Below are 21,048 nucleotides of genomic sequence, written 5' to 3' on the forward strand. Positions count from 1 at the left end.
CACTGGTCAGAACCCGGGTCCGACCCTGATCGAACGATCTGTAACCTCACGGTGACAGAGAGGCAGGAACTTCCGGGGTCGATGGATAGTTGTCCATCAGGAGCTCAGACACAACAGAGGAGAGACATGGCACGGCGCGTCGAACAGAAGGCTGCGGCTCGCGAGCGGATCGCGGCGCAGCTGGCCGCCCAGCAGCGGGCGGAGCGACGACGGCGCCTGCTCCTCGCGGTCGGCGCGGTCGTTCTTGTCGTGGTGATCGTCGGCGGCCTGGTCACGATCCGCCTCGTCGGCGGCGGCAAGAAGACCGCGACCGGCGCCTCCGGCACGGCCGACGCCGGCCTGATCACCGCACTCTCCTCGATCCCGGACTCGACCTTCGCGGCTGTCGGCACCGATGAGGTGAAAGCCGCCCCGGTCGCGATCACCGGCGCTCCGCCGCTCACCGCCGACGGCAAGCCCAAGGTGCTGTACATCGGCGCCGAGTTCTGCCCGTACTGCGCCGCCGAGCGCTGGCCGGTGACCGTGGCGCTGTCCCGGTTCGGGAAGTTCAGCAACCTCGGCACCACGCACTCCGCCTCCGAAGACGTCTTCCCGAACACTGCGACGCTGTCCTTCCACGGCGCGTCGTACACGAGTCAGTACCTCGCGTTCACCGGCGTCGAGACGACCACCAACGAGGTCGAGGGGAACGGCTACAAGCCGCTCGACACCCCGACGCCCGAGGACCAGAAGACGTTCGACACCTACAACAAGCCGCCGTACGTCGAGAGCGACGGCTCGATCCCGTTCATCGACCTGGGCGGCAAGTACGTCGGCTCCGGCGCGACGTACAGCCCGGAGCTGCTGGCCGGCAAGACGCAGGCCGAGATCGCCGACGCGCTCAAGGACCCGTCGAACCCGATCGCGAAGGCCGTCGATGCGTCGGCGAACGTCTACACCGCCGCCATCTGCAAGCTGACGAACAACCAGCCCGCGAACGTCTGCTCCACCGACACGATCACCGCCGCGGCCGCCAAGCTCGGCGCCGCGAAGGGCTGACCGGTGTCCACCACAATGCACCAGCCGGCCAGAACGTCGCTCGGCGTCATCCCGTGGGCGACGCTGGCCGTCTCGGTGGCCGGTCTCCTGGTGGCGGCGTACCTCACCTACGAGCACTTCACCGCCGGTTCGACGCTGGCCTGCCCGGACACCGGCGTGGTGAACTGCGCCAAGGTCACCAGCAGCCAGTACTCGGAGCTGTTCGGGATCCCGGTCGCGCTGCTCGGCCTGGCGTTCTTCGTCGGCATGACCGCGCTGTCGGTACCGCCGATGTGGCGTACGGCGTCACCGTGGCCGGCCCGCCTGCGGCTCGTCGGCGTCCTGACCGGCGTCGTGTTCGTGTGCTACCTGATTTGGGCCGAGCTGTTCCGGATCAACGCGATCTGCCTGTGGTGCACGGTGGTGCACGCCTTGACGTTGGTGCTGTTCGCGCTGGTGATCATCCGCGCGGCGCTGGTTCCGCCTACGTCATGAAATAAGCCCGCAGCGGGTACTTGGGCTGCATGCGATGGCTGCGACTGCGGGCTCTGCTCCTGGCGAACCTGGCTCTGTTCTTCGGTTTCCTGATCGGGCTGGCGTTCGTGGGCCACGCGCAGGAGAACTCCGAGCTGACCGACCACGGTCAGCCCGCGCAGAGCTTCGGCCAGTACGTCTCGTCCGCCTCGTTCGGCGAGGCCGTGTTCGAGAACTGGGAATCCGAGTTCCTGCAGATGTTCATGTACATCCTGCTGACCGCGTACCTGGTGCAGAAGGGCTCCGCGGAATCGCGCCCGCTCGACGACCCGGCGCCGCAGGACGAGGACCCCCGCGACCACCGCGACGACCCGAAGGCTCCGTGGCCGGTCCGGCACGGGTCCGAGCTGATCCTGAAGCTGTACGAGAACTCGCTTGCGATCGCCTTCGGCGTCGTCTTCCTGCTCTCGTTGTGGTTGCATGCGGCAACAGGTGCGGCGGCGTACAGCGAGGAGCAACAGCAGCACGGCGGCGCCCCGGCCGGCATCTGGGCCTACCTGGGCACCAGTCAGTTCTGGTACGAGTCGCTGCAGAACTGGCAGAGCGAGTTCCTCGCGGTCGCCGCGATCATCGGTGGGTCGATCTACCTGCGGCAGCGACGGTCCGCGCAGTCCAAGCCGGTGCACGCCCCGCACGACGAGACAGGTGGTGGCTGATGGTCAAGTACCCGGGAGCCGAGCAGTGGGTGCCGCGTACCGGCGGGATGAAGAGGGTCCGCGCCGTGATCGGCGAATGCCGTGGCTGTGACCTGTGGGAAGACGCCGAGCGGGCCGTGCCCGGCGAGGGGCCGGTGCGCGCCCGGATGATGCTGGTCGGCGAGACGCCCGGCGACAACGAGGACAAGGAAGGCCATGTCTTCGTCGGTCCGGCCGGGCGGCTGCTCGACAAGGCGCTCGTCGAGGCCGGAATCGACCGGTCGAAAGTCTACCTCACGAACGCGGTGAAGCACTTCCGCTTCGAGCGGCAGGGCAAGAGGCGGATCCACAAGACACCGTCCGCGAGCCAGATCACCGCCTGCCGGCCGTGGCTGCGACGCGAACTGGAAATCGTGAAGCCGGCACTGGTTGTGGTGATGGGATCGGTTGCGGCGAGAGCGCTGCTCGGATCGTCCTTCCGCGTCGGTCAGGACCGCGGCAAACCCGTGGAACTGCCGGACGGACGGCCGGCGGTCGCGACGGTGCACCCCTCGGCCGTCGTCCGGTCCGACGAGTTCCGCCGCGACTTCGGCCGCTTCGTGGACGACCTCAAGGTCGCGGTCGAGCTACTGGGCTGACCACCGCCACTCGCGGACCTCCGGCATGTCCTCGCCGTGCTTCGTCACGTACGCGCGGTGCCGGGTCCGCTGATCGACGAAGTACTGTCGCGCCGACGCCGCCCGCGACCGCAGCGACGGCACCCGGTCGATGACGTCCATCGCCAGGTGGTACCGGTCGAGGTTGTTGCGTACGACCATGTCGAACGGCGTGGTCGTCGTACCCTCCTCGATGTACCCGCGGACGTGCAGGTTGTCGTGGCCGTGCCGCCGGTACGTGAGCCGATGGATCAGCCACGGGTAGCCGTGGTACGCGAAGATGATCGGCTTGTCGACGGTGAACAACGCGTCGAAGTCGGCGTCGACCAGGCCGTGCGGATGCTCGGTGGCGTCCTGCAGCCGCATCAGGTCGACAACGTTCACGACCCGGATCCGCAGGTCCGGGACGTGCTCGCGGAGCAGATCGACCGCGGCGAGCGTCTCCATCGTCGGCACGTCACCCGCGCACGCCATCACGACATCCGGATCGCCCTCGTCGTTGCTGGCGAAATCCCAGACGCCGACACCGCGCGCACAGTGCACCGCGGCCTGGTCCCAGTCCAGCCAGTTCGGCTGCGGTTGCTTGCCGGCGACAACGACGTTGATGTAGTTCCGGGTCTGCAGGCAGTGGTCCATCGTGGACAGCAGCGTGTTGGTGTCCGGCGGCAGGTAGACGCGGACGACCTCGGCCTTCTTGTTCACCACGTGGTCGATGAAGCCCGGATCCTGGTGCGAGAACCCGTTGTGGTCCTGCCGCCAGACGTGTGACGTCAGCAGGTAGTTCAGCGACGGGATCCGCCGCCGCCATTCCAGTTCGTTGATCGTCTTCAGCCACTTCGCGTGCTGGTTCACCATCGAGTCGACGATGTGCACGAACGCCTCGTACGACGAGAACAGGCCGTGCCGCCCGGTCAGCAGGTACCCCTCGAGCCAGCCCTGGCAGGTGTGCTCGCTGAGGATCTCCAGCACCCGGCCGTCCGGCGAGAGGTGCTGGTCGGTGTCCCATCGCTCCCCGAGCCACAGCTTGTCCGTCACTTCGTAGACCGCGCCGAGCCGGTTCGACTCGGTCTCGTCCGGGCCGAACAGCCGCAGGTTGTTCGGGTTCAGCCGGAACGCGTCGCGCAGGAAGGCGCCGAACACTCGCGTCGCCTCGCCGTCCTCAGCGCCCGGGGTCTTGACCGGTACGGCGTACTCCTCGACCGGTGGCAGCTCGAGGTCCCGGCTCAGCAGGCCGCCGTTCGCGTGCGGGCTGGAGCCCATCCGGAGCCGCTCCCCCGGCGCGAGCTCGAGCAGCGACGCGACCGGGCGGCCCTGGTCGTCGAACAGCTCCTCGGGCCGGTAGCTGCGCAGCCAGTCCTCCAGCTGACGCCGATGCTCCTCGTTGGTGCGGACGCCGGACAGCGGCACCTGATGCGACCGCCAGGTGTCCTCGACCTGCTCGCCGTCCACTGTCCGCGGCCCGGTCCAGCCCTTCGGCGTGCGCAGGACGATCATCGGCCACGCGGGTCGCGACGTCCGGGCGCCGGAGCGGGCTTCGCGCTGGATCTCGTCGATCCGGTCCACACACACGTCCAGCGTCGCCGCGAGCGCCTGGTGGACCGCGGCCGGCTCGGAGCCGGCGACCAGATAGGGCTCGTAACCGTAGCCGCGCATCAGCGCGGTGAGTTCCTCGTCACCGATCCGGGCGAGCACCGTCGGGTTGGCGATCTTGTAGCCGTTCAGGTGCAGGATCGGCAGCACCGCGCCGTCCCGGGCCGGGTCGAGGAACTTGTTCGAGTGCCAGGACGCCGCGAGCGGGCCGGTCTCGGCCTCGCCGTCGCCGACCACGCACGCCACGAGCAGCTCCGGGTTGTCGGCGGCCGCGCCGTACGCGTGACTGAGCGAGTAGCCCAGCTCACCGCCCTCGTTGATCGAACCCGGCACGTCGGCCGCAACGTGACTCGGGACGCCGCCGGGGAACGAGAACTGCTTGAACAGCCGCGCCATCCCGGCCTCGTCCCGGGTGGTGTTCGGGTACGCCGCCGTCCAGCTGCCCTCCAGCCAGGTGTTGGCCACCAGTGCCGGACCGCCGTGCCCAGGGCCGGTCACGAACAGCATCTCCCGCTCACGCTGCCGGATCAGGCGGTTCAGGTGGGCGTAGACCAGGTTCAGTCCGGGCGTCGTACCCCAGTGGCCGAGCAGCCGCGGCTTCAGATGCTCGGGCCGCAGCGGCTCCCGCAGCAGCGGATTGGCGAGCAAGTAGATCTGTCCGACCGACAGGTAGTTGGCCGCGCGCCAGTAGGCGTCGATGCCCGCCAGCTCGTCGTCACTCAGTGCCTTGCTCAGGCCCTTGCTCAGGCCCTTGCTCAGGGCCTTGGCCTCGATCTGCTCCACAGTCACCCCTCGGGTTCGCCGAATTTCTTCGTGCGCCCGCACTGGTACCCGGTGCCGGTCTGCAGCATTCTGGAGAGTGCGAGTAGCATGGTATCTCGATCGCGCAGACAGGAGCGGTGCATTCTGAACCGCCTTCCTGGGGGAGCCTCTGGACGGTCCCCTGCTCGGCCTTCCGGACGACGGTGAGATGGCTCGTCGGTGGGTCGGTCCTCGCGCGGTCGGGTATGCAGCCACGGCCCGGTCGTGGCACGACACAGGAGGAAATGTTGGCCCGACGAGGTCAGCGCCAGCCCGGCGCTACCCGTTCCGCTCCCCGTCGGCGGCGCCGCGTCCGCGACGGCGAGTCCGACGGTCTGATCCAGGTCCTCGCGCAGGCCGTTCGTGAGGTCGAGTCAGCGGTCACCCGCGGGGCCGTGAAGCCGTCGACCCGGACGAAGTTCCAGGTCGTGGCGTTGCTGGTCCGCGAGGAGCGGGCCCGGGTGAACGGCGACGAGTCCGCCACCGAGGCGTACCGGACCGAGCAGCTGCGGCGGCTCGACGGTATCGCGACGATCCTGGCCAAGACGGCCGCGATGGAGCCGTCGCTGCTCGGCCTGCTGGCCGAGGACGCCGTGATCTCCGAGGCCGCCGCCGCGCTGAAGCGGCAGATGCTCGAGGACGCCGGGATGGAGGTGCCCGACGAGCCGGAGCCGGCCCCGCAGGCCGAGACCGCGGAGACCCAAAGCCGGCGGGTGGTGCCGCAGGCGGTGATCCAGCGCAAACTGGCCAACCCGTTCCTCGCCCCGGACTTCTCCCACGTCCCGGCCCGGCAGCCGCGCGCCAGCCGGCTGGCCGGCTGGGAGCTGATCGGTCCGCTGCTGCGCTCGTTCGAGAGCGCCGGCGCGACCGCCTCGATGAACCTGCCCGACCCGACCTCGCTGCGGCTCACCGGCGGGATCGAGGCACTCCGGCACCGCGGCCTCGAGCTGATGCCGCACCAGGCCCGGCTGATCGCCGCCGCCGCGGCCGGCCACCGGACCTTCCTGCTGGCCGACGAGCCCGGCCTCGGCAAGACCGCCCAGGCGCTGCTCGCCGCCCAGGCCGCCGACGCCTACCCGCTGCTGGCCGTCGTGCCGAACGTCGTCAAGACGAACTGGGCGCGCGAGGCCGGCCTCTGGACACCCCGCCGTACGCCGACCGTCATCCACGGTGACGGCGATTCGATCGACGGGTTCGCGGACATTGTCGTGGTCAACTACGAGGTGCTCGACCGGCACGTCGGCTGGCTCGGCGACCTCGGCTTCCGCGGCATGGTCGTCGACGAGGCGCACTTCATCAAGAACAAGAAGTCGCAGCGCTCGCGGAACGTGCTCGAGCTGTCCGAGCGGATCCGGACCCTGACCGCACGCCCGCTGCTGATGGCGCTCACCGGGACGCCGCTGATCAACTCGATCGAGGACTTCACCGCGATCTGGGAGTTCCTCGGCTGGATCGACGAGAAGGCGCCGCGGGCCGAACTGATGGAGAAGCTCGACGAGACCGGTCTGACGCCGGCCGACCCGGGGTTCTCGGTGGCCGCGCGGGCCAGCGTCATCGACATGGGCATCGTCCGCCGTCGCAAGGTCGACGTGGCCGCGGACATCCCGGCCCGCCGGATCGCCGACCTGCCGGTGGAGCTGGACGGTGCCGTCGGCCGCTCGATCCGCGACGCCGAGCGCGAGCTCGCCGACCGGCTGGTCGAGCGGTACCGGACCGCGCTGGAAACCCGCCGGCTCGGCATCGTCGTGGACGGCATCGACCACGACCTGGTCCGCCAGGTGGCCGGCTGGGAGCGCGCCGAGATGGCGAACAAGAAGACCGGCGACAACGTCTTCAGCCTGTTCCGCCGGATCGGCCAGGCCAAGGCCGGGCTGGCCGCCGACTACGCGGCCCAGCTCGCTCAGAACGTCGGCAAGGTGGTCTTCTTCGCCCGCCACATCGAGGTGATGGACACCGCCGAGGAGCTGTTCGCCGAGCGCGGCATCCGGTTCTCCTCGATCCGCGGCGACCAAACCCCCCGGATCCGGCAGAAGAACATCGATGCCTTCGTCAACGACCCGGACGTGTCGATCGCGGTCTGTTCGCTTCTCACCGCCGGCGTCGGCCTGAACCTGCAGGTCTCGTCGAACGTCGTGCTCGCCGAGCTGTCCTGGACGAACGCCGAGCAGACCCAGGCGATCGACCGGGTGCACCGGATCGGCCAGGACGAGCCGGTCACGGCCTGGCGGATCATCGCGGCACAGACCATCGACACCCGGGTCGCGGACCTGATCGACGCCAAGGCCGGCCTGGCCGCGACGGCGCTCGACGGCTCCGACGAAGAGGTCGGCTCGTCGGCCGACTTCCAACTCGAGGCCCTGGTGGCGTTGCTCACCCGGGCGCTCGAAGCTGCCGCCTGATCAGCTCGTCAGCTCGCCCACCGGCAACTCGGCACCCACGGTGTTGGTTGCCGGTGCGAGCGGGCACGTCCAGTCCGGGCTGTACGCGCAGGACGGGTTGTACGCGAAGTTCAGGTCGACGATCAGTCGGCCTGCCCCCAGGTCGCCGCCGAGGTCGGCACCCTTGACCGTGTCGATCAGATAGCGGCCGCCGCCGTACGTCGACTTGCCGGCGAGCGCGTCCTTCACCGGGACGAAGAGCCCGCCGCCGTACGACTCGAGCCACCAGACGTCCAGGTCGCCGATCGGCAGGTGCAGCACGCCGACGAACGAGAACGGGATCAGGCCGTCGTTCGTCGACTGGAACTCCCAGCCGGATCGTTCCACGCCGGTGTCGATCGTCGCCTCGAACCGGAACTCCGGACGGTACTCCCCCACGGGCGCCCCGCCGTACTGGGCGCGATCCGCCGCCGGGACCGGCGACGCCGGGTGGTGGGCGAGCAGGTCGTTGCGCCCCGCCTGCCAGCGGGCGTGCGCCGCCGCCGGGTCGGCTTCGGCGCGAACGGCCGCGTAGAGCGCGAAGACCTGCCGGCGCCAGTCGGCGACGGCGAGTGCGGGTGCCGCGAAAGTCACAGGTTCTCCCTGTCAGTTCTTGAGTGCGTCGGCGGATTTCGCCCAGTTGGAGTGCAGGCGGTCAAGGTACGACTGCGCCTGCGGACCGGCCTTGCGGCCGCGCGCGAAGATCCGCATGTTGCCGCCGCCGGCGTTGTAGCCCAAGGCAAGCAACTCGTCCTTGGTGTAGAGCTCGGCCCGGTTCGCGGGGAGTCGTTTCGCCAGGTCGTGCAGGTGCCACGCGGCCGCCTGGATCGCCAGCGCGGGGTCGTCGGGCAGCTCTTCCCACCGGCGCTTGGCGAACGGGCGGCCGCGCTTGGTCTGGTCGAACGCCGGCTTGTGCATGTTGGCGATTCCGAACGCCGGATCCGAGTCGACCTCGGCCCATTGCCGCTCGAACTTCGGGTCGTGCGGCTTGTAGGACTCGTTGTACAGGATTGCCATCAGCAACTGCGGATTGACACCCGCCTGCTTCGCGTACCGCCGGACGTCGGCGGCGAAGTGCGCCGGGTCGTAGTCGTCGTACCAGGGCTTCTTGGTCGTCGAACCGGGACTGGGGCTGGCCGATGTGCTGACTGTCGGCTGCGGCGTGGTTACCGAACTCGCGGGAGCCTGGCCGCTGTCGTCGTCGGTGCAGGCCGCCCAGGCGCCCGCCACGAAAACGCCGACCGCGACCCACGCCCACCGCTTCGCCACCTGCACTCCTCAAACCTATCCATCCGACGAAACCGGCCTGTCCGCCGAACGCAATTTGTGCGGAAATCGGAACGGATCAGCCCCGATTCGGGCATAAGACCCGCATGATGTGCAGCGCGGCCCGGTGTCGGGCGCACGCGCCCGATCAGGAGACAATATGCCCATGACCGACCGGATGAACGACGCCACCGCGTCGGCCTTCGCCCGCCTCGCCCTCGAACTGCACGACGCTCCTGGCGTGGAGGAAACCGTCGATGCCGTGGTCCAGTTCGCCCTGCAGGCGCTGAACTGCACGTACGCCGGCGTGGCGTTCGCGACGCGTGGCGCGCGCGCCGAGGTGGCCGCGGTGACCGATCCGGTCGTTGCCGAAATCTTCGAGGTGCAGATCGGGACTCAGGTCGGTCCGCTGGTCGAGGCGCTGAAGGACCGGGAGCCGATCCTGATCCGCGACACCTCCACCGACGATCGCTGGCCTGCGTGGGCCGAGAAGGTCGCGAGCCTCGGCGTGCGCAGCGTCCTCGACGTGCCGCTCACCACCGGTCCGGCGACCCGCCGGTCGGTCGGCGTGCTCGGGCTGTACAGCCCGGAGCCGGACGCCTTCGGGCCCGACGACGCGGCGATCGCGCACATCCTCGCCCGGCACGCCTCGGTCGCGCTCGCGTCCGCGCGGCACGAGGAGTCCCTGTCGCAGGCGATCGACGCACGCAAGCTCGTCGGTCAGGCGATGGGCATCCTGATGGAGCGGTTCGACATCGACGCGGATCGCGCGTTCGCCGTCCTGAAGCGGTACTCGCAGGACACCAACACCAAGCTGCGGGACGTCGCTCAGCAGCTCATCGACACGCGGAAGCTGCCGTAGACCTTCAGCTCGCCAGGGTCGTGCTCGGTAGTTCGCCGTACAGCTCGCGGTAGGCCGCGGTCATCCGGCCGTGGTGGTGGAAGCCCCAGCGGGCCGCGACCGCCGCGACGGTGCGCTCGGTCGGGTCGGCGGCCAACAGGTCCGCGCGTACCTGGTCCAGCCGTAGGTGGCGGAGATGGCCGAGCGGCGTCGTACCCACGTGGCGCTGGAAGGCGATCTGGAGCGCGCGCACCGTGACCCCCGCCGCGGCCGCGATGTCGGCGATCGTGATGGCCTGGTCGAGGTTGGACTCCATGAACGCGAGTGCCCGGTGGAGCGTGGCCGGACGTCCGTCGCGGCTGTCCGTGATCGCCTCACGCGGGCCGAGGTCGCTCGTGTTCGGGAACGCGGCGAGCACGCTCGAGGCGAGCAGCTGTGAGATCGACGCGAGCACCAGCGGCGAGGCCTGAACCTCGGGGTTGGTCAGGACGTCGCGCAGGTACGCGATCGTCCTGGACAGCTGCTGCGCGGCGTGCCGCGAGCGGGAGCGGTGCGAGAGCAGTCGAACCGGCGTGTTGTCCTTCCGGCCGACACCCGCGGCGCGTGTCAGCAGCGCCGGATCGAACAAGGTGATCCCGTACGACGCCTGCACGATCGTGCCGGTGTACGGACGGTCCGGCGGCGCGAGCGAGAACAGATCCCCCGGCCGGAAGTCCTCCTCCCGGCCGTCCGTGGCGTGATCCGCGATACCGCCCGAGAAGACCTCGCACAGGCAGATCTTGCCGAGCGGATCCACCGCGTAGCTCATCTCGAAACCGATCTCGATCCGATCCACGGTGATCGAGTCCGCCGCCGACCGGGTGATCCGCGTCCGCACGTCGGCCGCGCTCCCGCCGATCTGCATCTTCGTGTAGGCCCGGTTCAGAAACTCCTCGGTTCTCGCCAGATCCCGGCTCTCGAACACCAGTGCCTCCATCCCCCCATCCTGCCCATGTTCGTCAATCATTGGCGACACCACCGTTGTGGAGAACGCTCTCCAACCGACTATCGGGCGCCGCCGGCCGGCGCGCTGCGGGAAAGCGCTTGCTACGGTGGGTCGGTGATCAATGAGCTGAACCATGTCGGCGGCCGGGTGCAGGATCTCGAGGCGAGTCTGGCGTTCTACGGCGGGCTCGGGGCGGAGGTGGTCGACCGGCTGTTCATGCCCGGTGCACGCGTCAACCGGGTTCACATCCAGCTCGCGTCCAGCCTCGTCGAACTCCTGTACCACGAGGAACCCGACCCACAGGCGTCGTACGGACTGAACCACATCCGCTTCATGACCGACGACCTCGACGGCGACTACGCGCGACTGATGGCGCTCGGGTACGCCGAGATCTCGTCGCCGCGGGTGGCGGGCAGCGGCCAAGGCCGGCTCGCGTTCCTGTCCGACCCGAACGGTGTCCGCGTCGAACTCCTGCAGCGCTCCGAAGAGTTCCGCATCGCGCCGATCACTCACGGTCCGGTCCAGGAATTCACCCACATCGGCATCGCGGCCCCCGACTTCGCCGCCGCCGTCGAGTTCTACGGCACCCACCTGGGCATGACCCGGGTAGCCGAAGACACCTTCCGCCTGGGTCCCGACACCCTCAAACTCATCCCCCCACCCGCCACCCCCATCGCCCACCTGGACCTTCACCACGCCCACCCCCACGCCCTCCACCACAGACCCCGACAACCTCCCCATCCACTTCCACCCCACCGCGTAGCTGGCGGGCTTTGTCACGGCTGCCCCGCTGCAGAGCCTGTTGCAAATTGGATCTGGGTGTTTCCGTCCGCACCAAAACGCAGTGATTTTTCCAGCGATTGCGGCTGGTTTACTCCACCTGAGCCGCAGATTCGAGCCATATCGCCGCTCTATCCCCCACCAAGCTCGACCGGGCGTTGATTCTGCAACAGGCTCTGCAACCCGCCAGCTACCGAACAACCCGCCGGGCACCGCACGTGCGTGGGGCCTCGCAGCCGGCCCGCCCAAACCTCGACGGCTGAGGCCCGGCGGCGTCCGACCACACCTCCGCCGGCAGCTACCGACCCGCACCTGGTCAGTACACCCGGGGAATCCCTTGAGGCCGCTTCCCAGCCACCCCGCGTCGTCCCGCTGGCGGGTTACGTCACCGCTGCCCGTCTACAACCCGCCGGCGGGGCAACGACCCGCCACCGGCATGCCGGCTGGTGATGATGGTCTGGCCGCCGCGCGAGGAGAACGAGTGGGCCCAGGCGATCCCCGCCGCGAGGGGTGTTGTTCGACTCGGCGGCGCGGATCGCCCGGGCGATGTGACCGGCGTCACAGATGGTCGGATGTCGAGTGAGCCGACACCCGCACGACGCTCAGGCACAGGCAGCACACACCATCGACCGCAAGGAGCACCAAGATGCGTTCCCTGATCACCACCGCGTTCATCTCTCTCGACGGTGTCGTGGAGGGTCCCGGCGGCGAGCCGGGCTACCGGAACACGGGCTGGACGTTCAAGGACATCACGTTCGACGAGTCGGCGTACGCGCTCAAGGGCGAGGAGCAGGACGAGGCGACCGCGTTGATGATGGGACGGGTCAGCTACCAGGCGTTCTCGCCGGTCTGGCCGGGCATGACGGAGGAGTTCGCGGGCTACAACGCGATGCCGAAGTACGTCGTGTCGACCACGCTGCAGGACGGCGACCTGGTCGGCAACTGGGGAGAGATCACGATCCTGCGTTCGCTCGACGACGTCGCCGCGCTGAAGCAGACCGAGGGCGGCCCGATCATCGTGCACGGCAGCGCCACGCTGAACCGGAACCTGTCCGACGCGGGCCTCATCGACCAGTACAACCTGCTCGTGTTCCCGGTCCTGCTCGGCGCGGGCAAGCGCCTGTTCAGCGACGCCGACCGCGACAAGACCAGCCTCGAACTGATCGACAGCGAGTCCTACAAGAACGGCATCCAAAAGCTGGTGTACGCCGTCAAGCACTGACCGCTACCGTTCGGCCCCATGGGTGTACTGAGGAGCTACGAGGATGCCGACTACTCTCCGGAGGACGGCGTCCTCGTGGTGCGGGACGTCGTCAGGCTGCCGGAGACCGCGGTCAGGCAGCTCGAGCGGATGCAGGCGACCAGGCGGTTCACTGCGCTTGCGGAACGCACACCGGCATCGGAGGACGAGGTCCTCAGCACGCTTGGGTACGCCGAGGACGCCGGGCTGCTCGCGGTACGGCGCCTCAGTACGGGAACTGTGTCGTTGGAGCTGCGGTGATGAGTATCGAGGTACGGCCGGCGAACGTGTTCGAGGATGTGCGGCAGGTGATCGGACCGAAGTCGCCGACGGCCAACGTGTGTTTTTGCCTGAGCTACCGGATTCCGTCGAAGCTGAACAACGAGCTCCGCGGGCCGGCGCGGGCCGAGTTCGTGCAGAGGTTGTGCCGGGCGACGCCGGCGCCGGGGGTGCTCGCGTACGACGGGGACACGCCGGTGGGATGGGCAGCGATCGCGCCACGGGCGGAGACGACGTTCGCGCGGAACCGGAAGATCCCGCACGTCGACGATCTGCCGGTGTGGTCGTTGTGGTGTGTCCGCGTCCGTCCGGGGTATCGCGGGAAGGGGATCTCGCACGCCCTGATCCGTGGTGCGGTGCACTTCGCCGGGGAGAACGGCGCGCCGGTCGTCGAGGCGTACCCGCTCGACAACGGCGCCGCGAAGGTCGACCTGACGATGGCGTACGCCGGTCTGCGCAAGAACTTCGAGCGCGCCGGGTTCACGAAGGTCGCCGCCACCACGTCGACGCTGGCCGGTCATCCTCGCATCCTGATGCGCCGCGACCTCCGCTGACCCGGCCCGGGCTCGCCTCACCCGGGCACCACGCAAGGCATCAGATGACAGCGATCCGGTGCTCGGCCGCATCCAGCAGGGCCTCGACCCGGCGATAGGTCTCGGTGCTGTACGCGCCGATGCTCCGCTCGGAGGTCAAGGCGTCACGCATCGCCTCCAGATACCGGTGCTGCAGGACTTCCAGTTGTTCGCGCGTGTCCGCCTTCACCGCACGTTGCTGCTGGCTCGCGGACACCAGTCGCGGCACGATCCGCTCCTTCAGCGTCTTGATCACGGCCGCATCGAGCGGTTCGCCCTCGACGGTCTGTTCCTCGAGCGGTCCGACCGCGTCGATCGCGGCTTCGCCGATCTGCCGTAGCAGCGCCTGCACCGAGTCGCGCTTCTCCTCGGCGCTGACCGTCCGGAACCGCATCCGCGCGATCACCGCGGGCAGCGTCAGACCGAACACCACCAGCGTGATCAGCGCGACCACGAACGCGGCCAGGACGACGGTCGCACGATGCGGCGTACCGACCGGGATCGTCTGCGCGGCCGCGACGGTCACGACGCCGCGCATCCCGGCCCAGCCGAGGACGAGCAGACCGCGCCCCGTGATCGGCTCGCGCTCCTCGAACGCCGCGTCCGCGCGACCGCGGGCGAGCCGCCGCCGGGCCCAGGCGATCCGGTTCTCCTCGCGCTCGCCGGACGGCTCCAGCGAGTCCAAATGCTCCTCGAACTGGTCGAGCTGAGCGCGGCGTGCCTCGGTCGCATCACGACCGTAGCGACTTTGCAACGCGGGCCACGCCAGCCCGAGAAACCGCAGGACGATCAGCAGGGCGACCACCAGCCCGACCAGCGCGGCGATCTCGCCGATCGTCGTCTCCGCGCGGGCATCGTCGACCAGCTCGGGCAGCTCGTAGCCCATCGCGATGAAGACGGCGCTCTCGAGGATGAAGCTGATCGTCGTCCACGTGGTGGCCTGTGCCTGCCGGTCCCGCGCGCTGAACCGACGGCTGCCGAGCGCCCCGGTCAGCAGCCCTGCGACCACGACCGCGAGGAAGCCGGACGCCCCCACCTCTTCGGCCGGGAAGTAGGCCAGAAACGGTACGGCGAACGAGATCGTGGTGTTCAGCACCGGATCGTCCAGCCGCTGCCGCAGTACGACGGTGACCGCGCCGACCAGCAACCCGATCAGAACCGCCCCCACGACCGCCCAGGCGAAGTCGACAATCGTGCGAGTAGGACTGAAGTGCGTGGTGACCGCCAGCGCCGCCACCGCGGACCGCAGCAACACCAGAGCGGAGGCGTCGTTGACGAGACTCTCGCCCTCGAGCACGGTCATCAGGCGCGGCGGCAGCCCGACGCGATGCCCGATCGCGGACGCCGCAACGGCATCGGTCGGACTCACCACAGCACCCAGCGCGGTGGCCAGCGCGAACGGGATGCTCGGGAACAGCGCGTGCACCAGCGCACCGATCGCCAGCGCCGACACGATCACCATCACGACCGACAGCCAGGCGATCAGCCCGAAGTTCCGCCGTACGTCGCGCACCGGCAGCTGCACCGCCGACGAGTACAGCAGCGGCGGGAGGACGCCCGCGAGGATGATCTCCGGCTCGATCGGGATCTCGGGCGTGTTCGGCAGGTAGCTGGCGCCGATGCCCAGCGCGACCAGCAGCAACGGCGCCGCCACTCCGGTCCGGCGCGCGAACACGGAGGCCGCGATCATGATCGCGAGCCCCGCACCGGCAATCAGAACGATCTCGTGTTCCACACAACAGCACTTTAGAGCGCGGACCCGGGTCCCCCAGGGAACAACCAGTGACTCTCACTGGTGTCAGGCGGCGCCGGCAGCGGCAGATTGGTGCTCGCCGAACCCATCGATTTCTGGAGGACGTCATGAGCAGCACCGATCTGAAGTTCGAAGCCGTCGTCATCCCGGTCGCCGACGCCGACCGCGCCAAGTCCTTCTACACGGACCTCGGCTGGCGGCTGGACGCGGACTTCGCGTTCGACAACGGCTTCCGGGTCGTCCAGTTCACGCCGCCGGGCTCGCCCGCTTCGGTGCAGTTCGGGACGAACATCACCACCGCGGCCCCCGGTACGGCGCAGGGCCTCTACCTGATCGTCACGGACGTGCAGCAGGCTCGGTCCGAGTTGCTCGCCCGTGGTGCGAAGGTCAGCGAGGTGTTTCACCCGGCTGCGCCCGGTGCCCAGTTCGAGGCCGGTGACAGCGGCGCGCGGGCCGCCGGTCCGGCGGAAGACCGGGCGAGCTACAGCTCGTTCGCCACGTTCGACGACCCGGACGGCAACATCTGGCTGCTGCAGGAGATCACCGAACGGCTCCCCGGCCGCGTCGAGGACGCGACGTACACCGGAGTCGACGATCTCGAAGCCGCCCTCCGCCGGGCCGCCGCCGCGCACGGCGAGCACGAGGCGCGGACCGGGGAGGCCGACGAGAACTGGCCCGCCTGGTACGCCGCCTACATGCACGCCGAACGCACCGGGACCGAGCTTCCCCAGTAGCCGGTCAGACAGCCAGGCGGCCGCCGTCGATCGGAAGCGTGGCGCCGTGCACCAGCGACGCCTCGTCGGAGGCGAGGAACACGATGCCCGCGGCCACCTCGTCCGGCATGCCGACGCGCTGCAGCGGAGTGGTGGCAGCGAGGTTCGGCAGGCCGTCCCCCATCACTGCGGTGCCCTCGGTCCGGGTCGGGCCGGGGCTGACCGCGTTCACCCGAACGCCGGCCGGTCCGAACTCGGCGGCCCACGAGCGGGTCAGCAGCTCGACGGCGGCCTTGCTCGCACCGTAGGCCGCCATCCCTGCCATGCCGAAGTACGCGACCATCGTGGTCACATTGACGATCGAACCCGCGCCGCGCGCCGCCATCAGCGGAGCGAGCTCGGCGACCAGGTAGAACGGCGCCCGCACGTTCACCGCGAACACCGCCTCGAAGTCACTCTCCACCGTCTCGGCGGTCGGGCCGAACGGGAAGATGCCGGCGTTGTTCACGAGCACGTCGACGTGCCCGCCACCGAGCTCGAGTGCCTGCTTGGCCAGTGACCGTACGTCGGCCAGGTCCGTGAGATCGGCCGCCACGAAGTCCGCCGTACCGCCCTCGGCCCGGAGTTCCTCGACCGCCTTGGCCCCGCGCGCGGCGTCCCGCCCGCTGATCACCACGTGCGCGCCGCGGCGCGCGAGCTGCCCGGCCACGGCGCGGCCGATCCCACTGTTGCCGCCGGTCACGAGTGCGGTCCGGCCGGCGAAATCCTGCGTCATATCGGGTCCATCCTTCGAAGTGGTTCGGGTTGGTGGCCCCGATAGTTCGCCGATCAAATTGGAGTATCAACTCCAAAGTTTGTACGGTGGACGCCATGACCACCACTGCGCGCCGGCTCACCAAGAAGGGCCAGGCGACCCGGGACCGGATCGTCGGCGCCGCGGCCCAGCTGATGCTCGAGCAGGGTGTCGCCAGGACGACGATCGAGGACATCCAGGCCGCGGCCGGCGTCAGCCCGTCGCAGCTGTACCACTACTTCCCCGGCAAGGACGCCCTGGTCAGCGCAGTGGTCGACCACCAGGCGAGCCAGGTGCTGCACATCCACCAGGCATGCCTGCAGAGCGTCGACAGCATCGATTCGCTGCGCCAGTGGCGGGACGTGATGGTCAACATCATCACCGAGATGCACTGCGTCGGCGGGTGTCCGCTCGGCTCCCTGGCCAGCGACCTCTCTGACGCCGATCCGCTCGCCCGGACCCAACTGGCCGCCGCCTTCTCCCGCTGGCAGGAGCTGATCCGGCAGGGACTGGCCGACATGCAGCAGCGTGGCGAACTCGCCGCGGACGCGAACCCGGGTGAGCTCGCGGTCGCGATGCTCGCGGCGGTCCAGGGCGGGCTGCTGCTCAGCCAGGTCAATCGGGACCCGGCGCCGCTGCGAATCGCGGTCGACACGATGATCGACCACCTGCACAACCTCACCCGGACCGCGATTCCGTAGGGTTCACCCCATGGGTAGCAGTGTCTACGTCGCTTCGGTGGAAGGTACGACCGGCAAATCCACGGTCGCGCTCGGTGTCCTCCACCAGCTGTCCCGCCGGGTCGGACGGGTGGCCGTTTTCCGCCCGATCGTGCGCGCGGACACCGCGACACACGGCGGTCGTGACTACGTCCTCGACCTGCTGATCTCGCAGGACGCGGTCGAGCAGTCGTACGAGGACGGGGTCGGCGTCACGTACGACGACGTCCACGAGAACCCTGATGCGGCACTGGACACGATCGTGCAGCGGTACCGCGCGATCGCCGAGCGGGCGGATGCGGTACTGGTCGTCGGCAGCGACTACACCGACGTCGGCACGCCGACCGAGTTCTCGTTCAACGCCAAGATCGCGGCCAACCTCGGTGCGCCGGTCCTGCTCGTGGTGAACGGGCTGAACCGCTCCGCCCACGATGTCCGCACGATCGCGGAGATCTCGGTCGCCGAGCTGACCGCGAACCACGGCACGCTCTTCGCCGTGATCGTGAACCGCGCCGACGCGATGAGCACCGAGGACGGCAAGTCGCTGGTCGCCGCGCTCGACGGGATCGGCGCCCCGACGTTCGCGATTCCCGAGGAGCCGCTGCTCAACCAGCCGCTGGTCGCGGATCTGCTCGCGCCGGTCGAGGGCCGGCTGCTCAGCGGGGACCCGCAACTGCTGGACCGCGAGGTCAGCGGCCTGGTGGTCGCCGGGATGACGATGCCGAACGTACTGGATCGCCTGTTCGACGGCGCCGCGGTCGTCACCGCCGGGGACCGCCCGGAGGTTGTCCTCGGTGTCCTGATGGCGCATGCCTCGAGAAACTTCCCGCAAATCTCCGCGATCGTGCTGAACGGCGGCTTCGAGCTGCCCCGCCAGGTCCAGCGCCTGATCGAGGGCCTCGGCGTCACACTGCCGATCATCGAGACCGACCTCGGGACGCAGGCCACCTCCGCGAACCTCTCCGCGGTCCGAGGCCGACTCACCAAGGACGCGCCGCGCAAGGTACAGACCGCGCTGGCGCTGTTCGACCGGTACGTCGACGGCACGACGCTGCTCGACCAGCTCGCGCTCGCCCGGAGCAGTGCGGTGACGCCGCTGATGTTCGAGCACCAGCTCGTCGATCGGGCGGTGTCGGAGCGCCGGCACATTGTGCTGCCCGAGGGCGAGGAGGAGCGGATCCTGCGCGCGGCCGACGTCCTGCTGCGCCGCGGCGTGGCCGACTTGACCCTGCTCGGCGATCCGACCGTGATCAGCGCGAAGGCCGCGAGCCTCGGCGTCGATGTGAGCGCGGCGCAGCTCGTCCACCCGGAGCACAGCGACCTGTCCGAGCGGTTCGCCGCCGAGTACCACCGGCTGCGGCAGCATCGCGGCGTCGACCTCGACCGGGCCCGCGAGCTCGTCCGGGACGTGTCGTACTTCGGCACCATGATGGTGCAGCTCGGCCTCGCCGATGGGATGGTGTCGGGCGCGATCCACACCACCGCCCACACGATCCGCCCGGCCCTCGAGGTGGTGAAGACCGTCCCGGACGTCTCGGTCGTCTCCTCGGTGTTCTTCATGTGCCTGGAGAACCAGGTCCTGGTGTACGGCGACTGCGCGGTGAACCCGGACCCGACCGCGGAGCAGCTCGCCGACATCGCGATCTCGTCCGCCGCGACCGCGACCGCGTTCGGCGTGGAGCCGCGCGTCGCGATGCTGTCGTACTCGACCGGCTCATCGGGTACCGGCACCGACGTTGAGAAGGTGTCCAAGGCAACGAGCCTGGTGCGCGAACGGGCACCGCAGCTCCCGGTCGAGGGCCCGATTCAGTACGACGCCGCGATCGACAGCGCGGTGGCACGGACGAAGCTGCCGGACTCCCCGGTCGCCGGACGCGCGACGGTGTTCGTGTTTCCGGATCTGAACACCGGCAACAACACCTACAAGGCGGTGCAGCGCTCGGCGAACGCGGTCGCGGTCGGCCCGGTTTTGCAGGGTCTGCGCAAGCCGGTCAACGACCTGTCCCGCGGCGCGACCGTTCGCGACATCATCAACACCGTCGCCATCACGGCGATCCAGGCCCAGCTCTAGACCATCCGGACATCACCGGCGCGGCCCGCCGCGCCAGGAGGACCCATGACTCAGCACGTGCTCGTCGTCAACGCCGGATCCTCGTCGCTCAAGTACAGCCTGATCGACGCCAAGTCCGGCGCCGCGGCCGCGACCGGCCTGGTCGAACGGATCGGCGAGGACGAGAGCCACCACGTGCACCACGGACCGGACGGTGACGCGGAGAACGACGAGCCGGTCGCCGACCACGAGGCGGCGCTGGAGGCCGCCGTCCAGGCCTTCGAGGACCACGGCCCCGCGCTCGGCGCCGTCGAGATCGTCGCCGTCGGCCACCGCGTCGTGCACGGCGGCGACCGGTTCGCGGCGCCGGCGCTGGTCGACGACGAACTGATCGACGCGGTCACCGAGCTGGTCCCGCTCGCCCCACTGCACAACCCGGCGAACCTCGAAGGCATCAAGGTCGCGCGGCGGCTGCTGCCCGACCTGCCGCACGTCGCGGTCTTCGACACCGCGTTCCACCAGACGTTGCCGCCGTACGCCTATACCTATGCGGTGCCGAGCTCGTGGCAGGACGAGTTCGGGATCCGCCGATACGGGTTCCACGGGACGTCGCACTCGTTCGTGGCGGGCGAGGCCGCGAAACTGCTCGGTCGGGACCTGAAGGACGTCAACCTGATCGTGCTGCATCTCGGCAACGGCTGCTCGGCCGCTGCGGTGCGCGGCGGTACGTCGGTGGACACCTCGATGGGGCTGACCCCACTCGAAGGCCTCGTGATGGGCACCCGCTCGGGCGACCTCGATCCGGCGATCCACGGGCACCTGGCGCGGGTCGCGGGCCGGACTGCCGAGGAGACCGACCGCGCCCTCAACTCCGAGTCCGGGCTGAAGGGTCTCGCCGGGGTCAACGACTTCCGCGAGATCATGAAGCGCCGCGCAGCCGGTGACGAGCGCGCGCAGCTCGCGTTCGACGTGTACTGCTACCGGCTCAAGAAGTACGTCGGCGCGTACTACGCCGTGCTCGGCACGGTCGACGCGATCGTCTTCACGGCCGGCGTCGGCCAGCACTCCGCCGAGGCGCGCGCCGCCGCGCTGCAGGGCCTGGAGCACCTCGGCATCCACATCGACCCGGTCCGCAACGCCGGCCCCGACGAACGCTTCGCCTCCACCGGCGACAGCCCGGTCGCCGTCCTGGTCATCCCCACCAACGAGGAGTGGGAGATCGCCCGGCAGGCCGTCGAGGTCATCGCCGACCGGTAGGCCCTCGGGACCTTCGGCCCTACTCCCCCGCCCGCCGCGCAGGCAGGCTCGTGACCACGAACCGTTCGAAAGTCGGCGGCAGTGGGTACTGAGGTCGGCAGGCAACGCCGGGTGGGTCCATCAGCCGTCGGCTCCTCGCCCGGCGAGGGA

General features: G+C 69.4%; 20 protein-coding genes. 14 read left to right on the forward strand and 6 right to left on the reverse strand.

What is annotated here, in order from left to right:
• The first annotated feature begins 126 nt into the window (after nt 1–126).
• Genes AB0B82_RS21885 through AB0B82_RS21900 form a run of 4 tightly spaced genes read left to right on the forward strand, consistent with a single transcriptional unit; the run spans nt 127 to nt 2,824 of the window.
• On the forward strand, nt 127–1,038 hold the full coding sequence (locus AB0B82_RS21885; protein WP_360171335.1) for a DUF929 family protein: 912 nt from the start codon (nt 127–129) through the stop codon (nt 1,036–1,038).
• A gap of 3 nt (nt 1,039–1,041) precedes the next feature.
• Complete coding sequence (locus AB0B82_RS21890) at nt 1,042–1,512, forward strand: vitamin K epoxide reductase family protein (protein WP_360171338.1); 471 nt, start codon at nt 1,042–1,044, stop codon at nt 1,510–1,512.
• Between the two features lie 29 nt (nt 1,513–1,541).
• A complete protein-coding gene (locus AB0B82_RS21895; RefSeq protein WP_360171341.1) occupies nt 1,542–2,207 on the forward strand; it encodes a DUF6766 family protein in 666 nt (221 codons plus the stop codon).
• Nucleotides 2,207–2,824: a UdgX family uracil-DNA binding protein gene (locus AB0B82_RS21900; RefSeq protein WP_360171344.1), complete on the forward strand. Its 618-nt coding sequence runs from the start codon at nt 2,207–2,209 to the stop codon at nt 2,822–2,824. The genes AB0B82_RS21895 and AB0B82_RS21900 overlap by 1 nt, the downstream gene beginning before the upstream one ends.
• Here AB0B82_RS21900 and AB0B82_RS21905 read toward each other — a convergent pair.
• The gene (locus AB0B82_RS21905; RefSeq protein ID WP_360171347.1) at nt 2,813–5,215 is read right to left on the reverse strand and encodes a phosphoketolase family protein; all 2,403 of its coding nucleotides are present in this window, start codon (nt 5,213–5,215) and stop codon (nt 2,813–2,815) included. The two genes, AB0B82_RS21900 and AB0B82_RS21905, sit on opposite strands and share 12 nt — an antisense overlap.
• Nucleotides 5,216–5,478: 263 nt before the next feature.
• Between AB0B82_RS21905 and AB0B82_RS21910 the strand changes: the two genes are divergently transcribed.
• Nucleotides 5,479–7,632: a DEAD/DEAH box helicase gene (locus AB0B82_RS21910; RefSeq protein ID WP_360171350.1), complete on the forward strand. Its 2,154-nt coding sequence runs from the start codon at nt 5,479–5,481 to the stop codon at nt 7,630–7,632.
• Here AB0B82_RS21910 and AB0B82_RS21915 read toward each other — a convergent pair whose 3' ends face one another.
• A complete protein-coding gene (locus AB0B82_RS21915) occupies nt 7,633–8,244 on the reverse strand; it encodes a DUF1684 domain-containing protein (RefSeq protein ID WP_360171353.1) in 612 nt (203 codons plus the stop codon).
• Nucleotides 8,245–8,256: 12 nt separating this feature from the next.
• Complete coding sequence (locus tag AB0B82_RS21920) at nt 8,257–8,919, reverse strand: transglycosylase SLT domain-containing protein (RefSeq protein WP_360171356.1); 663 nt, start codon at nt 8,917–8,919, stop codon at nt 8,257–8,259.
• Between the two features lie 163 nt (nt 8,920–9,082).
• Between AB0B82_RS21920 and AB0B82_RS21925 the strand changes: the two genes are divergently transcribed.
• A complete protein-coding gene (locus AB0B82_RS21925) occupies nt 9,083–9,778 on the forward strand; it encodes a GAF and ANTAR domain-containing protein (protein ID WP_360171359.1) in 696 nt (231 codons plus the stop codon).
• Between the two features lie 4 nt (nt 9,779–9,782).
• Here AB0B82_RS21925 and AB0B82_RS21930 read toward each other — a convergent pair whose 3' ends face one another.
• Nucleotides 9,783–10,733 (reverse strand): helix-turn-helix domain-containing protein, encoded by a 951-nt coding sequence (locus AB0B82_RS21930; protein ID WP_360171362.1) that lies wholly within the window; start codon nt 10,731–10,733, stop codon nt 9,783–9,785.
• A 123-nt stretch (nt 10,734–10,856) separates the two neighbouring features.
• Between AB0B82_RS21930 and AB0B82_RS21935 the strand changes: the two genes are divergently transcribed.
• The 4 genes from AB0B82_RS21935 (at nt 10,857) to AB0B82_RS21950 (ending at nt 13,595) form a co-directional block, all read left to right on the forward strand.
• Nucleotides 10,857–11,684, forward strand: coding sequence for a VOC family protein (locus tag AB0B82_RS21935; RefSeq protein ID WP_360171365.1), 828 nt, complete (start codon nt 10,857–10,859; stop codon nt 11,682–11,684).
• 484 nt (nt 11,685–12,168) lie between these two features.
• Nucleotides 12,169–12,744, forward strand: coding sequence for a dihydrofolate reductase family protein (locus tag AB0B82_RS21940; RefSeq protein WP_360171368.1), 576 nt, complete (start codon nt 12,169–12,171; stop codon nt 12,742–12,744).
• A gap of 18 nt (nt 12,745–12,762) precedes the next feature.
• A complete protein-coding gene (locus AB0B82_RS21945; RefSeq protein ID WP_360171371.1) occupies nt 12,763–13,023 on the forward strand; it encodes a hypothetical protein in 261 nt (86 codons plus the stop codon).
• On the forward strand, nt 13,023–13,595 hold the full coding sequence (locus AB0B82_RS21950) for a GNAT family N-acetyltransferase (protein ID WP_360171374.1): 573 nt from the start codon (nt 13,023–13,025) through the stop codon (nt 13,593–13,595). The genes AB0B82_RS21945 and AB0B82_RS21950 overlap by 1 nt, the downstream gene beginning before the upstream one ends.
• Before the next feature lie 40 nt (nt 13,596–13,635).
• On the opposite strand, the gene AB0B82_RS21955 is transcribed toward AB0B82_RS21950, so the two are convergent.
• Nucleotides 13,636–15,348, reverse strand: a complete 1,713-nt coding sequence (locus AB0B82_RS21955; RefSeq protein WP_360171377.1) for a sodium:proton antiporter — start codon at nt 15,346–15,348, stop codon at nt 13,636–13,638.
• Nucleotides 15,349–15,473: 125 nt separating this feature from the next.
• Between AB0B82_RS21955 and AB0B82_RS21960 the strand changes: the two genes are divergently transcribed.
• Nucleotides 15,474–16,100, forward strand: a complete 627-nt coding sequence (locus tag AB0B82_RS21960; RefSeq protein WP_360171380.1) for a VOC family protein — start codon at nt 15,474–15,476, stop codon at nt 16,098–16,100.
• A 4-nt stretch (nt 16,101–16,104) separates the two neighbouring features.
• On the opposite strand, the gene AB0B82_RS21965 is transcribed toward AB0B82_RS21960, so the two are convergent.
• Complete coding sequence (locus AB0B82_RS21965) at nt 16,105–16,854, reverse strand: SDR family oxidoreductase (RefSeq protein ID WP_360171381.1); 750 nt, start codon at nt 16,852–16,854, stop codon at nt 16,105–16,107.
• Nucleotides 16,855–16,949: 95 nt separating this feature from the next.
• Here AB0B82_RS21965 and AB0B82_RS21970 point away from each other — a divergent pair, with 95 nt between their 5' ends.
• From AB0B82_RS21970 to AB0B82_RS21980, 3 genes are read left to right on the forward strand one after another with little or no spacing between them, the layout of a single operon-like run.
• A complete protein-coding gene (locus tag AB0B82_RS21970) occupies nt 16,950–17,573 on the forward strand; it encodes a TetR/AcrR family transcriptional regulator (protein ID WP_360171383.1) in 624 nt (207 codons plus the stop codon).
• 10 nt (nt 17,574–17,583) lie between these two features.
• The gene (gene pta, locus AB0B82_RS21975) at nt 17,584–19,662 is read left to right on the forward strand and encodes a phosphate acetyltransferase (protein ID WP_360171385.1); all 2,079 of its coding nucleotides are present in this window, start codon (nt 17,584–17,586) and stop codon (nt 19,660–19,662) included.
• Nucleotides 19,663–19,707: 45 nt separating this feature from the next.
• The gene (locus AB0B82_RS21980) at nt 19,708–20,898 is read left to right on the forward strand and encodes an acetate kinase (protein ID WP_360171388.1); all 1,191 of its coding nucleotides are present in this window, start codon (nt 19,708–19,710) and stop codon (nt 20,896–20,898) included.
• The last annotated feature ends 150 nt before the right edge of the window (nt 20,899–21,048 follow it).

The organism is Kribbella sp. NPDC048915 (genome assembly GCF_040649595.1).
GTDB lineage: Bacteria > Actinomycetota > Actinomycetes > Propionibacteriales > Kribbellaceae > Kribbella.

Bases quoted from the DNA above. Each gene is read 5' to 3' on its own strand.
- AB0B82_RS21960 (WP_360171380.1), top strand. From the start codon at position 15,474: ATGAGCAGCACCGATCTGAAGTTCGAAGCCGTCGTCATCCCGGTCGCC.
- AB0B82_RS21940 (WP_360171368.1), top strand. From the start codon at position 12,169: ATGCGTTCCCTGATCACCACCGCGTTCATCTCTCTCGACGGTGTCGTG.
- AB0B82_RS21885 (WP_360171335.1), top strand. From the start codon at position 127: ATGGCACGGCGCGTCGAACAGAAGGCTGCGGCTCGCGAGCGGATCGCG.
- AB0B82_RS21925 (WP_360171359.1), top strand. From the start codon at position 9,083: ATGACCGACCGGATGAACGACGCCACCGCGTCGGCCTTCGCCCGCCTC.
- AB0B82_RS21895 (WP_360171341.1), top strand. From the start codon at position 1,542: ATGCGATGGCTGCGACTGCGGGCTCTGCTCCTGGCGAACCTGGCTCTG.
- AB0B82_RS21980 (WP_360171388.1), top strand. From the start codon at position 19,708: ATGACTCAGCACGTGCTCGTCGTCAACGCCGGATCCTCGTCGCTCAAG.
- AB0B82_RS21970 (WP_360171383.1), top strand. From the start codon at position 16,950: ATGACCACCACTGCGCGCCGGCTCACCAAGAAGGGCCAGGCGACCCGG.
- AB0B82_RS21930 (WP_360171362.1), bottom strand. From the start codon at position 10,733: ATGGAGGCACTGGTGTTCGAGAGCCGGGATCTGGCGAGAACCGAGGAG.
- AB0B82_RS21945 (WP_360171371.1), top strand. From the start codon at position 12,763: ATGGGTGTACTGAGGAGCTACGAGGATGCCGACTACTCTCCGGAGGAC.
- pta (WP_360171385.1), top strand. From the start codon at position 17,584: ATGGGTAGCAGTGTCTACGTCGCTTCGGTGGAAGGTACGACCGGCAAA.
- AB0B82_RS21950 (WP_360171374.1), top strand. From the start codon at position 13,023: ATGAGTATCGAGGTACGGCCGGCGAACGTGTTCGAGGATGTGCGGCAG.
- AB0B82_RS21965 (WP_360171381.1), bottom strand. From the start codon at position 16,854: ATGACGCAGGATTTCGCCGGCCGGACCGCACTCGTGACCGGCGGCAAC.
- AB0B82_RS21900 (WP_360171344.1), top strand. From the start codon at position 2,207: ATGGTCAAGTACCCGGGAGCCGAGCAGTGGGTGCCGCGTACCGGCGGG.
- AB0B82_RS21910 (WP_360171350.1), top strand. From the start codon at position 5,479: ATGTTGGCCCGACGAGGTCAGCGCCAGCCCGGCGCTACCCGTTCCGCT.